10 protein-coding genes are annotated in these 14,596 nt (G+C 32.4%); 2 read left to right on the plus strand and 8 right to left on the minus strand.

Translation table 11 applies throughout. The features are described 5' to 3' along the window. The first annotated feature begins 24 nt into the window (after positions 1–24). Positions 25–2,721, plus strand: a complete 2,697-nt coding sequence (fdhF, locus tag K337_RS20325; protein WP_483826401.1) for a formate dehydrogenase subunit alpha — start codon at positions 25–27, stop codon at positions 2,719–2,721. 665 nt (positions 2,722–3,386) lie between these two features. Here fdhF and hepT read toward each other — a convergent pair. The 7 genes from hepT to K337_RS0117155 form a co-directional block, all read right to left on the minus strand. Beyond that, the gene (gene hepT, locus K337_RS0117125) at positions 3,387–3,794 is read right to left on the minus strand and encodes a type VII toxin-antitoxin system HepT family RNase toxin (protein ID WP_028857664.1); all 408 of its coding nucleotides are present in this window, start codon (positions 3,792–3,794) and stop codon (positions 3,387–3,389) included. Continuing rightward, positions 3,782–4,177 (minus strand): type VII toxin-antitoxin system MntA family adenylyltransferase antitoxin, encoded by a 396-nt coding sequence (gene mntA / locus K337_RS0117130; RefSeq protein ID WP_037030078.1) that lies wholly within the window; start codon positions 4,175–4,177, stop codon positions 3,782–3,784. The genes hepT and mntA overlap by 13 nt, the downstream gene beginning before the upstream one ends. Before the next feature lie 778 nt (positions 4,178–4,955). Then, on the minus strand, positions 4,956–6,275 hold the full coding sequence (locus tag K337_RS0117135) for an FAD-dependent oxidoreductase (protein WP_028857666.1): 1,320 nt from the start codon (positions 6,273–6,275) through the stop codon (positions 4,956–4,958). A gap of 17 nt (positions 6,276–6,292) precedes the next feature. Next, the gene (locus K337_RS0117140) at positions 6,293–7,447 is read right to left on the minus strand and encodes a mandelate racemase/muconate lactonizing enzyme family protein (protein ID WP_028857667.1); all 1,155 of its coding nucleotides are present in this window, start codon (positions 7,445–7,447) and stop codon (positions 6,293–6,295) included. Between the two features lie 10 nt (positions 7,448–7,457). Next, positions 7,458–9,014 carry a BCCT family transporter gene (locus tag K337_RS18985; RefSeq protein WP_211226119.1) on the minus strand — a complete coding sequence of 519 codons (1,557 nt, stop codon included), beginning with the start codon at positions 9,012–9,014 and terminating at the stop codon, positions 7,458–7,460. Between the two features lie 91 nt (positions 9,015–9,105). Beyond that, positions 9,106–9,759: a GntR family transcriptional regulator gene (locus K337_RS0117150; protein ID WP_051251907.1), complete on the minus strand. Its 654-nt coding sequence runs from the start codon at positions 9,757–9,759 to the stop codon at positions 9,106–9,108. A 1,357-nt stretch (positions 9,760–11,116) separates the two neighbouring features. Further along, positions 11,117–11,698: a class I SAM-dependent methyltransferase gene (locus K337_RS0117155; protein ID WP_028857669.1), complete on the minus strand. Its 582-nt coding sequence runs from the start codon at positions 11,696–11,698 to the stop codon at positions 11,117–11,119. 221 nt (positions 11,699–11,919) lie between these two features. Between K337_RS0117155 and K337_RS18990 the strand changes: the two genes are divergently transcribed. Next, positions 11,920–12,984, plus strand: coding sequence for an HNH endonuclease domain-containing protein (locus tag K337_RS18990; protein WP_051251909.1), 1,065 nt, complete (start codon positions 11,920–11,922; stop codon positions 12,982–12,984). 132 nt (positions 12,985–13,116) lie between these two features. On the opposite strand, the gene K337_RS0117165 is transcribed toward K337_RS18990, so the two are convergent. Next, the gene (locus K337_RS0117165; RefSeq protein WP_028857670.1) at positions 13,117–14,520 is read right to left on the minus strand and encodes a membrane protein; all 1,404 of its coding nucleotides are present in this window, start codon (positions 14,518–14,520) and stop codon (positions 13,117–13,119) included. Positions 14,521–14,596 lie beyond the last annotated feature (76 nt).

Here is a 14,596-nt window from a genome sequence, read left to right on the forward strand (position 1 = left end):
AAATTTATGCATTAGGAGGAAAATGTGAAAAACTTGGTTAAAATTACTATAAATGACAAAGAATACAGTGTCCCTGAAAATACAAAAGTATTGAGGGCATGTGAAAATATAGGTATCAAAATCCCTACTTTTTGTGATGACAAAAGACTGGTTCCAACAGGAGCCTGCAGGATGTGTGTCGTAGAAATAGGTAGTGGAGGGAGAACAAAACTTCAAACTTCATGTTCAACAGATGTTAAAGAAGGTATGGTTATAAACACAGATACAGAAAAAGTAGCCAATGCCAGAAGAACTATACTAAAACTTCTTTGGGCCAGTCATCCTAACGAATGCCCCACTTGCGAAAAATCAGGAGAATGTAAGTTACAGGATTACTCCTACGAATATGGTGTTGATATCGATGCCATCGCCGATATTCAGGAACACAGAGGTATTCCTAAAAATAAAGATGCTAAATTTTATTCAATTGACAGCAATAAATGTATCTCTTGTAATAAATGTGTAAGAATTTGCAGTCAGCTACAATGTAACGACGCATTGGGTCTGAATAATAGAGGTCCCCATACTGTTGTTGATAGAGCGAGTTTCAATGGAAATACTAATTGTACAGAGTGCGGTGCCTGTGTTCATGCATGTCCTGTAGGATGTCTTATGCCAAAATCCAAAGAAAAATTTAGAAATTGGCAGGTTCAAAAAACCCAGACAACGTGCTCATATTGTGGTGTAGGCTGCCAGTTAAACTTAGTTACAAAAGATAATAAAGTTGTTAGAATCGATCCAGTTATGGATAAGGTCAACAATGGTCTGTACTGTGTTAAGGGAGTTTTTGCATATAACTTTATCAATCATAGAGACAGACTTACAACTCCTTTAATAAGAAAAGACGGGAAATTAACTGAATGTTCTTGGGAAGAAGCCTATGAGTTTATTGATTTTAACAGAAAGAAAACGTTATCTGAAAAAGGCGGGGCAGGATTTGCCGGACTGGCCAGCGCTAGAACAACAAATGAAGATAACTACCTTTTCCAAAAAATGGTCAGAAGTGGATTCCAGACAAATTCCATAGACCATTGTGCCCGTCTCTGACATTCTTCTACAGTTGCAGGTCTTGCAACTATGCTTGGTAGTGGAGCCATGACAAATTCCATAGAAGAAGTAGTCGATAACGATACTATATTTGTAATCGGAAGTAACACAACGGAAGCTCATCCTGTTATTGGAGCATCTATAAAACAAGCCGTGAGAAAGGGAGCAAAATTAATAGTTGCCGATCCTGTTAGAATTAAATTAGCTGAAATTGCAGATTGTTATCTTCAAATTCAACCAGGTTCAAATACTGCTCTTTTAAATGGAATGATGAACTACATAATAGAAAACAACCTCCAGGATCAGGAGTATATAGATAAAAAAGTTGATAATTTTGAGTTCTTAAAGAAAACTGTAAAGGAATATACATTAGAAAAAACATCGGAAATATGCGGCGTAGAAGCAGAACTTATTGCAAAAGCTGCTAGAATATACGCTGAAAGTCCTGCTGCAGGTCTTTACTATGCCATGGGAATTACACAACATTCAACAGGTGTTAATAATGTAAAATCTTGTGTAAACTTGGCTCTGACTTGTGGAAATATAGGAAAAGCCAATGCCGGTGTTAATCCTCTAAGGGGGCAAAATAATGTTCAGGGAGCCTGCGATATGGGAGCTCTTCCAAATAAATTCCCTGGTTATCAAAATGTTATCGATTCAGAAGCTATAGATAAATTTGAAACTGCATGGAATACAAAACTTAGTACAACTAATGGGATGAGATTACCAGAAATGATGGATAAGGCTGCAAATGGAGAGTTAGGATTTATGTATATTGTAGGAGAAAATCCTATGATCTCTGATCCCGACACACATCATGTAACTAAGGCATTAAAAACCGTAGATTGTTTAGTTGTACAAGACATATTCTTAACAGAAACAGCTGAATTGGCAGATGTCGTATTACCTGCTGCTACATTTGCTGAAAAAGATGGAACATTTACAAATACTGAAAGAAGAGTTCAAAGGGTAAGAAGAGCTATCGATCCAATTGGAAATTCTAAACCAGATTGGATGATCTTTAGTGAACTCCTAGAAACATTTGGATTGTCTCCTAAAAATAAATACAATAATTCTAAAGATATATTTGAAGAGTTGTCATCTTTAACTCCTCAATACAATGGAATTTCATACGACAGGATCGATTCTTTGGGATTACAATGGCCTTGTCCTACAAAAGACCATCCAGGAACTAAATTTTTACATAAGGATAAGTTTATGAAAGGTGAAAAAGTAGAATTTATGCCTGTAAAATATATAGATCCAATAGAGAAAGCAACTGAAGAATATCCTATCACAATGACAACAGGAAGGATATTAGAGCATTATCATACCAGGACTATGACAATGAAAACCGATGAAATAGATAAGGAGTTTAAATCCAGCTGGTTGAGTCTTTCTCCTGAATTAGCTGAGGAGTTAAAGATAGAAGATAAAGATAATATCGTTGTTGAATCACCTAGGGGAAAAATATTTACTGTAGCCAATATATCCAATGATGTTTCTGGTAAAACAGTATTTATGCCATTCCATTTTGGAAATGGAGCAAATGTATTAACAAATGGTCAAGCCTTGGATCCTATATGCAGCATACCTGAATTAAAAGTTACTGCTATAAATATCTCTAAAGCTTAATTTAATTTTTTTATTAGAATGAATAGAACTAAAAAAGGTGGATTGCAAAAACAATCCACCTTTTTTTAAATTTGGCACTCTCCTCTTCCTTCTCATTCCTTATATATAGAATAGGATTTAATTTGAATGAGTAAAGAACTTCTGTAAAAGTAGGATCACCTTCAAAATTAAAAAATCTTTGGTTCTAGCTTTAATTCCTTTTTCTAAATGTTATCCTACTCCCCAGAATATCTCTTACGAGTTTCGTCGTACTTATCATGCCCGTCAGGCACCCCACTAAGAAACGGGGATCCATGATCCGACTCTATAACATTATTTAGAAAAAGTCTGCTTTTCTTTCGTTCATTTCTTTTTCAGATAAAAAGAAAGAACCCGTATTAAAGATGGAATCTTTAGAAACTTTTTATTTTTTTGAATATATACTTTGAGTCCCATTCTAAATAAACATCTGTAATTATCAGAGCTCTTTCCGTGTTCGCAAGATTCTTAGGTGCAACAGCACCCCTCTATCTCAAAATCCTATGTTTACAAAGTAAACTACTAGCATTTTGGTGATACTCTTTACGAGTAGAAGTCTTGGTGATGCCCTTTACGGGTAGTGCGACAGCATCTGCATTCTATTTCTTTTAGATTATATAAACTAGAATCCTTACAGTAACCTTTTATTAAATAAACCTATCTATTAAAGCCTTAGTATATTTTCTAAAATCTCCTAAGTGTTCCTTTACTACAATCTCAACTATAGTATAATCAATCCTTTGGTATTGATGTACTGCGACATTTCTAAATCCTACCATTCCCTTCATAGCCTTAAAGATATCTTCACCTATGATCCCTTCCTCTTTTAAGAGAGTAAAAGCTCCTACACTGTCTTTTGGAATTCCTAAACTGAGTTCCGCAACTAAAAACATAGCAAGATCTATACTCTGCTGGCAGGCTCTTTGAAGGTTTAAAACAATTATGTCCTGGATATCATAATCTTCCATATCAAAATTTGACATAGCTAGCTTCTCTTCTATCCTTTTTAAACATTTTTCTATCGATTCTATCTTTACTAAGATTACTTCTTCCATACATGACCCCTTTTTTTTATACTTTTTTTTACGATATCTATATCTTCTTTATATTGATAGTAACAGGATATAACTGCGTATTTAAATTCATCTCTTTCCAACTTAGTCCTGCAAAATAAGTTTTTCCCTGTAGTTACAATCTGATGTTTCAAAATAATATTTGCATCAGTCAGATCTATCAAATCCACTTCTTTTCCCAGAAGATCGACTAATTCTATCTTATACTTATATTTTTCCTTAGATTCCATAGAGGTCCCCAATAAAACAGCTATATCTATATCACTTTCTTCTCTATTAATATTTTTCGCATAGGAACCAAACAAATATATTAATTTAGGTTTTTTCTCTAAAAAATAATCGACTATTTTTTCCTGAATGGTCATAAAATCACACTGCCCTTTTTATTTTAAATTTATATTTTTTTATAGTTTAACTATTAATATTATACCATAAACTAATATTTTTAAACTTTTTATCTACTTTCACCGACTAACTAATATAAGCAAATGAAAATAATATTTTTTTCGTTTCTTTCCTTAAATAAAATATAAAATAAAAGCCTCCTAACTGTGTGACTATTACAGCTGGGAGGTCTTTTATTTTTTTGAATATATACTTTGAGTTCACTTCTAAACGCTCCTAATATAAAAAATTAAATGTATCAAAACAAAAAAATCTATAGAACGCGAATCTCTTCGAGATACACAAAAAATCTTTAATTTTCACTGATTTAAAATCTTTTTATCGGTTAAAACCTAAAAACAAAAATTTGTGATCATTTAAGCTTTTTATCCGTGGACGCAAAGTTCTATGTTTTTGTTAAAAAACTAATAGCTACTTTGGTGATGCCCTTTACGGGTAGTGCGACAGTATCAGCGCTCCAATTTCTTTTAGATTATATAAACGAGAATCCTTACACTGAGTACACAGAGGAAAGAAAAGAAAATACACGAAGTTTTATTTACCCTTTGTGAGCTCTAGTTTTTCCCTTGGTGAGCTTCGTGTCCAAGTTTTTTATTTTTTTGATTATATCTTAATAAGAAAATAAATAAGATTTAGCGATAGATTCATAGAAGATAAATAAAAAGAACCTAACTATTATTATGGTTAGGTTCTTAAATATTTTTGATTATAATAAATTTGTATCCTATCTATGATTTCTTAAATTAAAGATCCTTTTTCTCTCATTTTATCCTGTAATTTCTCTATTGAAATAGTTCTAGAGGTTTTAGCATCTTTTATTATCTGAACCGCCGCTAATGCTGCTGCTTGGCCCTCTTCAAAACATTGAGCTACAACTCTACAAGACGCTAAAGCTTCGTGTTCTGCTGATATACATCTTCCTGCAACTAAAAGGTTATTTACCTTTTTAGGTATCATTGCTTCAAAGGGTACTTCGTAATAATCTTCATCTAAGTTTACAACTTTAACACCCTTATCTCCTAAATGAACCTCAATAGGCCATGCACTTCTTACTATAGCCGAATCAAACTTCTTAGCTTCTACTACATCTTCGTTTTTCAATGTATAGTCACACACAATAGTTCTAGACTGCCTGATTCCTATTTGAGATGCAGTATCCATCAAATAAGAATTTTCAAATCCTGGAATATAATCTTGAACAAATCTTTCATATTCTCTTACCTGCTTTCTTCCTAAAAATTCAGCTTCTGTCAAATCTTTAGTTTTTGTAGGGTATAGAGTCCTTCCGTCTTTTGCTACAATACTTGTTGCATTCATTATAGCCTGTTTTTTATTAGGTGCTTTAAAAATAAATGGATGTTTTCTTGGTAAATGGTAGTTCCCTGTAGCTGAGGCTTCTAGAGTTTTTTTCCATACGTCTTCTAATTTCCATTCTCCATATTTTCCCCAATCTACATCTGTCATTCTAAAGGTGAAAGTCATCGATTGGATATCTCCATCTTTGCCAAATACGAATGGTGCACCAGCTCTATAAGCCAGATCTCCATCTCCTGAACAATCGATATAAAACTTACCCTTTATAACCCCTCTCCCATCTTTATTTTCAACAATTATTCCTTCAATCTCTCCATCTTTTACAATGGTATCTACAAAGTTAGTATGAAAATAAGTCTTTGCTCCTGATTTTTCTATTATTTCATCTGCTGTTTCCTTCCAGATAAATGGATCATGAGGAGATAACCAGGTGTGACCAAATCTTTCTAATCTGACCAATCCACCCTTAGCTTCCAGTAGATCTGCAAATCTTCCTGCAAACCCCTGAACTATCTGTTCAGGTTTACCGTCCTCTGTAGAATTAAAAAGTCCGCCTATTGTAGCAGAATATCCACCTACATTGGCTCCACCAAAAAATCCATTTTTTTCGATGATTACAGTAGATAATCCTTCTTCTGCTGCATTTACAGCAGCGGAGACTCCCGCAGGTCCACCTCCAACTATAACCACATCTACTTCTTCAAGTATAGTTAGTTCTTTTGCTGGCTCTATGTATTTACTCATGTTTCCTCCTAAAATCACTAAAAATCTATTCCTGTGATTTTCTTTAAAAATTCTTTATTCAATTCAATTCCTAATCCTGGTTTATCGCTCACTTCTAACGCCCCATCAATAATATCAGGTTCATCTAAAGTTAACTCTTGTATTAAAGTTCCATTCCAAAATTCCGGATGTAAATATTCTGTGTATGTTGATATTTTGTTAGCTTTTGCAAAATGTCTGCAGGCAGCACTTGTAATCCCAGTTTTCCAGTTATGAGGCATTATTTGTGCATTATAGATCTCACACATCTCACTAATTCTTAACAATTCAGTAATTCCTCCACACCTGTTGTAATCTGATTGTATTACAGATACACCAGTTTGCTTTAACCATTCAAGAGCTTCAAACCTTGTAGTAGACATCTCTGCACCACATAATCTGGTATTAATAGATTCAGCTAATCTTCTATGACCTTCTAAATCATCGTGTTGAAGAACCGCTTCTGCAAAATATAGATCTACATCTTCTAACTGTCTAAGTGTCCATCTTGCAGCCTGCCAGTCTGTCCATCTATATAGGAAATCAACCATCATATCAATTTCATTTCCTACTATTTTTTTTAATTCTCTAATATATCCTACTACTTCTCTGTCTGTTATATTATCATTAGGCATTACTACCACTTTTAAGGCTCTAACTTTTTTTTCTTTTGCTTTTTCAATTAAAGGCCTATAAGCTTCTACAATATCTGCAAGGGGTGCATCTCCTGCTATTGAAGGATATAAAGTGAAATAAGGATAAAACTTTTTTTTCTGAGCTCCTCCCATTAATTTATATGCTGGTACATTATGTTGTTTCCCTGCAAGATCATAGAGAGCCATATCTATCCCTGAGATCGCAAACATTCCTAGTCCTCTCATTCCAATCCAACGACTAGAATCATACATATCATCCCAAATAGCCTTAAATTCCAAAGGATCTCTTCCGATTACCTTTTCCTTTAAATTAGTTAACCATTTATGTTCTGTTTCTATTTCAGAAAAAGCTTTCATACACTCTGGAGAGCCGTCGGCTTCTCCAATTCCATATATCCCATTTCCATCTGTTACTCTTACAATAACTGTATTTTCACTCCAATTTGTTGCCGCTACATCTACAGGTATAAACTCCACTGAAACTATGTTATTTCCCACTATTCTCCCCCTATATTTCTTTTTTATCTAAATGTGCATAATCTTTCTTTAACCATTTCATCAAACAAACCACCATAATTATATAGAGTATTATCATAGGAAATCCAACTATTACACTCATTGATTTTATAGTATCTATTGCTCCTCCCATGAAAAATGCTGCCATACTTACTGCTGCAACTCCAAAAGTCCAAGCCATTCTTACTTTTACATCCGGTTCAGCATCAGCATCCAATTCCTTAGTTGATATCATCGAAACAGCTACTGTTGCAGAAGTCATAGTTGTTGACATTAAGAAGAACTCAACTATTAGAAATATTACTAAAACAGCTGTTCCCATGGGTAGTGAGGCTATTGTCTCAATGATAGCTGAAGATGGTCCCATAGTTTTCATCCACTCTATTAATGGAAGTTCCCCGGATAACTGACCGTTTACAGCATATCCTCCAAATATTCCTATAAAAAACATACATCCTGCCGATCCTGCCGAAAGACAAGTTAAAATTAAACCTTTTATAGTTCTTCCTTTTGAGATACGTGCTAAGAAAATTCCCATCATTACCAGATAAGCAAAATACCATGCCCAATAATACATTGTCCAGGCTTGTGGAAATCCTGATTTTTGCACTGGATCTGTCCAAAAACTCATCCTTATAAAGTTAGTACTAAGTACTCCTACACTATCAAAGAAATAAGAAAGTATAAATCTTGTTGGCCCTACAGCCAAAACAAATACTCCTAAGGCTAAAGCTGTATAAACACAAACATTAGAAAGCTTTGCAACTCCTTTTTTCATACCTGCAAACATTACTAAGCTATAGAAAACAACGAATAAAAGAACTATTGATACCTGTAAAAGAATATTATTCGGTATACCTAATAATTTATTGATTCCCGACCCCAATAGGTCTACGGTAAATCCCATAGAAGTAGAAAATGCTCCTAAAGTACCAAATATTGCAATAATATCTATAGCTAATCCAATTGCACCCTTTGCATTTTTTTCCCCTATAACATCTGCACACAGATGACTTAATCTTAAGTTCCTCTTCTTTTTCTTATGCAGATAGTATGCAAACGGAATTGAAGGCAGACAAAATATTGACCAGCCTATTGGCCCCCAGTGATACATTGCATATGTTATAAGCCATTTTGTCGACTCAACCGAACCTGCCTCTGCAAACATAGGCGGTGTCTGTAGATAATACATTGGTTCTCCTATAGCCCAATATATTAAGGCAGCTCCTACACCTGCTGTAAACATCATAAATGCATAGGTCGAATTAGTAAATTCAGGTTTATCTTCCGGTGCTCCTAATTTTACATGACCATATTTACCAAACGCCAACCACATTAAAAATACAAAACACCCAAATCCTCCTAATAATACCAGCCATCCCATATCATAAGTAACCCATTTCATACCTGCAGTTGCTATTGTCTGTGATTTTTCTGGAAATAAAACCGCAAACCCTAACACTAAAAATGTAACTATTATTGACGGCCAAAATACTTTCCCATTTAGATTACTTTTGGAAACATTTAACATTACTTCATCTCTTTCCATCTTTCCCCCTTGTATGATATATCTGTGATATATCAGTTTATTTTTTTAAAAAATATGTAAGCAATTACTATAATCGCTTACTTTATTATTTTTACAACAAATTTTTCAGATAAGAATTTCGATATAACTTTTCTATGTTATCTATGAGCTCATCTGATTTTAATTTAGCATTTTTAGAATCCCCCGATGCAATCAGCTTCATCAATTCGCAATGCCCTACATTTATTTTTTCTATGGTTTCCTTATCGTTTTGATAGTTCACATAATATAATCTTCTTGCCAGTGCATGAAGCGGCCTTATTGCTTCTTGAACAAATAAGTTTTTAGAAGCTTCTGCTGCCAATAAATTAAATTCATTATCTATTTTAACCGCATTTTCTGAATCGTTATTTTTGGTAACCTCTTCAAATTCAGTTGATAATTCTAAAAATCTTTTTCTCATTTTTTCAGTTGCATTTTTAGCTGCATCCCTCATAACTATCCCTTCAATAGCCCTTCTTAGTTCTATTTGCTGGAATACTTCTTCTAATTTTATCTCTGTTACCATCATACCTCTTCTAGGCATAATTTTTATCAGATGTGCCGTTTCTAGTTTTTTTAACGCCTCTCTAACAGGCATCCTTCCTATTCCTACCTCTTCACTTATTTGTTTTTCCGAAATAATTTTACCTGGTTCTAGTTTTAAAGTAACTATTCTGTCTTCAATTATTTCATAAGCTTTATCTACTAAAGATTCTTTATTCATTTGATCCCTCTCTATAAAACAGTGATATATCAGTTGTATATGTGTAATATTAAAACAATTTATAAAATTTGTCAAACATTTTTTTATAAAATATTTTCTATTAAGATTATTAAACTATAGATGAAAACACTTACACTAAGCTTACAAAGGAATAACCAAAGAGTGCACTAAGAAATTTTTTTATTCTTGGATAAAAAATTATTTTCGAAACAGATTTCTATGGGCCTATAATCTGATTCTTGGTTTTAAGCGAAGTTTATAGTCGTTGAGCTTCAGCAGTACTGTTTCTACAATGACGATTGTGACCTACTATACAATGACAAAATGGTTATTGCTTCGTCTTCCCCATTTAGGGGAAAACATAACGAGAAAGTATAACAATCTTCTTGAATTTTTACGTCTCATTTTTTCCACATCTTAATTTTTTCTAAATAGAAATAAATTAAGTATTTGTGGATCGAGAAAAGAGACCCAGTTAAGGATGGAATCCTTAGACCTTGTTTTTGTCACTAAGCTCACTAAGGTAACCTCTTATTTTTGAGCCTGACTAAGATCTGACTTTAACCAAGCCGTAGAACGCGGATATCTTCGATACACACTGAAAATTCTCTAATATACACAGATAAAATCTTTTATTTTTGGTTAAGACTATCTTTTTTGACTTTAATTCTTTTTCTGGATGTTATCCTACTTCACAGTATATCTTTTGCGAGTTTCGTCGAACCCACCATGCCCGTCAGGCATCCCAATAAGAAACGGGGATCTATGGACTTACTCATATAACATCATTTAGAAAAAGTGAGCTTTTCTTTCCTCTATTTCTTTTGCTCATGAAAAGAAATGGAGTCAGTTAAGGGCGAAACCCTTGGAACCAATTCCTTTACACTAAGCTCACGAAGCAAAAACAAGAAAGTAAACTAAGTTTTATTTCCCTTTGTGATCTCTACCTTTTTTCTCTTCGTGACCTTCGTGTCCAAGGTTTTAAATGTTTTTTCGTGTTAATTCGTGACTAATTTTTTTCTTTTAACTTTCAATTGTCAATTGTACATTTTCAACTATCAATTATTTTTTCTATCTCCGTGTCCAAGTTTCTAACTCCTTTTCCTTACTCCTCAAGTAAAGTATTGCTTCAAAATGTCGTAATGTCAAGGCCTGCGCACGTTGACGTGCAGAGATAAAGGAAAAATTCAGACTCCTTAGAATATTTATATAAACCACAGACTAAAATTAAAAATTATTCTATATAACCCTTTATTCTGTTGGGGTTGAACACATTTAATATCTTTAAATTATCTAAAAAATAAATTTTTAAAAAATTTTTAAAATATTAGGTTTTTGCAAAAAAAAATAGCCTAGGCTACTTTTTTTTCACTATTACATTGAGCCAAAACTCATCCTGTCTGTCTGGTCTTACATCTGCTGTTTTCCAAAATTTTTCAATATTAAAAATATCTAGTGAATCTAAAAGTTTAGAAAAGCTTTCTTCCGTATAATTAGAAAAACACCTTCCTCCCCTTTGAACTTCTCCTTCTCCATACTTAAAACTCATATACATAATTCCACCATCTTTCAGAGCACGGTATGAATTTTCTAAAACTTTTCCTATCTCCACTTTTTTTATATGAAGGATGGAAGCACAAGCCCAGACCCCGTCAAATTTTTCCTTAAAATCCATCTGACGCATATCCAGTTTAATAACTTCTTTATTTAAATACTTACTTGCCATCCTTACCATCTCATCGGAATAATCAGCCGAAATCACTTCGTAGCCATAGTTGGAAAAGTGATGGGAATCTCTCCCACTCCCACAACCTAGATCCAGAATTGTATCTCCTTTTTTTAGATAGTTGTTGAATATTTCATAAGTTTCGCTCATATCTGCATCTACAGTATTTTCAAAAAATCCTTTTACATTTTCATTATAAAATTCTACCGACATTATTCCTCCTCGATTTTTCATTATTCACCTCTATTATTATAGCAATTTTATTTTATTTTTAGTATAATTTTAGTAGCATAAAATATTTTAATAAAAAGAATAAAAATATATATATAAATTATTTTAGTTTCTATATCATTTGGATCCCAAAGATATAATTTTAAATTTTAAAAAGTTAATTGTTTAAAAATCAAAGTAAGCAGGAAAAATAAGGAGATAAAATGTATATATTACCTAAAAAAAAAGGACTAGATATTAATAATTTTTCTGAAATTTTAGAGTTGAAATTAACATCAAGTAGTTATAAGATTTATTGGCTTTATGGAATATTAGAAGAGATTAAAATGGGGAATAAAAATCTAACTTTTAAAGATATTGTAGATAATATGATTTGTAAAGCTTGGTATTCTATTTTAGAATTTAAATTAAGTTTTGGTCCTCAAGATAGATTAGGAGAGATTGTAAAATTTTTGTATAAAAAACATAATTTAAGTAAAACAATAAAAGAAAAAGAATTAAAAAAAATTCTTTTTAGCTTAGATTGTCCTGAATACGAAAAAATGAGAAAAAATCTTTTTAATCTTGTTCCATATAGATTGATTTCACCATTTTATGATGAATTAATAGGAATAAAAGATAATTTAAAAAATAAAATGATTATAGATTTATCAAATAAGAGTGATAAGGGATTATATAAACTAAAAGGAGAAGAATTAGAAATAAATAAAGCTTGGTTTAATTATCTTTATAAACATCAAGTAATTATAGAAGGCTGGATTAAATTTAAGTTAGTTTGCTATTTGCAGGTTAAGAATCCAAATGTTCCATCAATAATCTTTAAATTAGAAGCTGCTCAAAAGAGAAAGCTTAATAAAGCCACCAAATTTTGGGAAGGGCTGATTCAAAATTATGAAATTAAAGATATTTATACAGGAGAAATTTTAACTGTTGAAAATATGAGTATAGATCATTTTATTCCATGGAGTTTTGTTCTTCATGATGAATTATGGAACTTAATACCTACAAGTAAAAGTACTAATAGTATTAAAAATAATAGGCTTCCTAATTTAGATGAACATCTAGAAAATTTAATTAATTTATTATATTTTGCTTTTAATATTACTATAAAAAGTGGGGAAATAAAAAAATTAGAAGATTTTTTAAATATTAATGGAATTCAATTAATAAAAATGTCAAAAGAAGAATTTAAAGATTTGTTAGAAAAAACTATCAATCCCCTTCATCAATTAGCTTATAATCAAGGTTTTTCAATGTGGAATTATTAATTTTAAAATAAACCTATAAAAATGGAGACTAAACTAGTCTCCATTTTCTTTATTTTTTAAAAGAATTATAAATTACAGTTTCAGTAGTGAGAATATATCTCTAAATTTTTGGAGGTCAAAATGACCAACCTGCTACACTTCCTCTGCCTTAATTTCATTGCTTACTATTTTATTCGTAAATGTCGAACCTTCAAACAATGGAGATTCAAATTCCTTATTTCGTCCAATATTAATAAATCCACAGAGAAGAAGGCCGGATAAAAGACCCCAAGCTGCTCCTCTAGTTGCTATAACAGCAGCCATAATTCCTGCAATTCCCAAATCATTAACTGTTTTTGATTTTAGAACTCCTACTCTAATAGATACATACCCCTGGATAAGCATAGTAGCAGCAAGAGCAATCCCTAATATTGGTTTGACCAGAGTAACAATAGGAAGGAGTAAATACCCAGAAAGAGTTCCATACCTATAAGAAATAGCTCCTCCATGAATAGAGTCCATCGTTTCTCTCCCATTTTTATATCTTTCGCAAAGAACTACCTGCATTGCAGCTGCAAGTGGTCCAGACATAGTAAGGTCAGGTCCAAAAATAGACATCAATAAATTTCTTAATCCAAAAATTAAATGAGAACGATTAGGATTATAGTCTATAATCTCATCAGGCCTTTCTTTGCTGGCATTTTCAAGTAAACATTGAGTCTGAATCATATCTCCAAAAAGTACAATATAACATGATATTACCATAGGAATCCCACTGATAAACATCTTTAAGGGAGGTAATCCCAATCCAAAGATAGTCCAATTATTAAATAATTCCTTAAATGCAAGATTTGTAATTCCCCACTGGATATTAGGTATACTAGCTTCGCCTACTAATGGTCCTATAAATATAGCTAATATAATTATAGGAAGAGATCCCATATTTGAAAGGATTTTAGTAAATTTATTGAGATTTCTTTTACTTTTAAAGTGACTTGAAAATAAAAAATAAAAACCAACACCCATACAAATTACAATGGAGACAGGATATTTTTCAAAATTTCCACCTTTTTTTAATATTGACATGATAGCAGAGATTCCTGCACCTAGAATAACCCCTGACTTCATAGCATTGGGGACAATAGATGTAACTTTTTTACCAAGACCTGTAATACCTAAAAAAATAGCTAATATCCCTAAAGAAAATTGAAACGCTATAAGTGCGTGAACTCTCTCAGGTCCAACAGGGTATTGACTGATATGGAGCATAAGTAATGGAATAGCAGGAGTTATCCATCCAGGTATAACTGGATCTCCTAAAAGTATATGGGCAAAATATAATATTCCATTTAAAACAACAACGGTCATTGCTACTTCAAAAGGCATTCCTAGATATTCTTGTAACATAGGAATAGCTCCTAAACATACTGCACATAATAATAATCCTTGAAAAAAATCAACTTTTTCAAACTTTAGATGGATCAATGGTAATCTTATTTTAAATGGACCAGCAGGGATATAAGGTTGTTCTTTCCCGTACTCTCTTTTCATTGTCATAATTTCCTCCTTCTTAAACTAGACTGTTATAAAAATATTGAAATATTTTCAATGCTTTTACAATAATCTATTATAG

The organism is Psychrilyobacter atlanticus DSM 19335, from assembly GCF_000426625.1.
Classification (GTDB): Bacteria; Fusobacteriota; Fusobacteriia; order Fusobacteriales; family Fusobacteriaceae; genus Psychrilyobacter; species Psychrilyobacter atlanticus.

What these genes read in the sequence shown, in the direction of transcription:
- hepT (WP_028857664.1), bottom strand. Translation starts at nt 3,794, where the DNA reads ATGGAAGAAGTAATCTTAGTAAAGATAGAATCGATAGAAAAATGTTTA.
- mntA (WP_037030078.1), bottom strand. Translation starts at nt 4,177, where the DNA reads ATGACCATTCAGGAAAAAATAGTCGATTATTTTTTAGAGAAAAAACCT.
- K337_RS0117135 (WP_028857666.1), bottom strand. Translation starts at nt 6,275, where the DNA reads ATGAGTAAATACATAGAGCCAGCAAAAGAACTAACTATACTTGAAGAA.
- K337_RS18985 (WP_211226119.1), bottom strand. Translation starts at nt 9,014, where the DNA reads ATGGAAAGAGATGAAGTAATGTTAAATGTTTCCAAAAGTAATCTAAAT.
- K337_RS0117150 (WP_051251907.1), bottom strand. Translation starts at nt 9,759, where the DNA reads ATGAATAAAGAATCTTTAGTAGATAAAGCTTATGAAATAATTGAAGAC.
- K337_RS0117155 (WP_028857669.1), bottom strand. Translation starts at nt 11,698, where the DNA reads ATGTCGGTAGAATTTTATAATGAAAATGTAAAAGGATTTTTTGAAAAT.
- K337_RS18990 (WP_051251909.1), top strand. Translation starts at nt 11,920, where the DNA reads ATGTATATATTACCTAAAAAAAAAGGACTAGATATTAATAATTTTTCT.
- K337_RS0117165 (WP_028857670.1), bottom strand. Translation starts at nt 14,520, where the DNA reads ATGACAATGAAAAGAGAGTACGGGAAAGAACAACCTTATATCCCTGCT.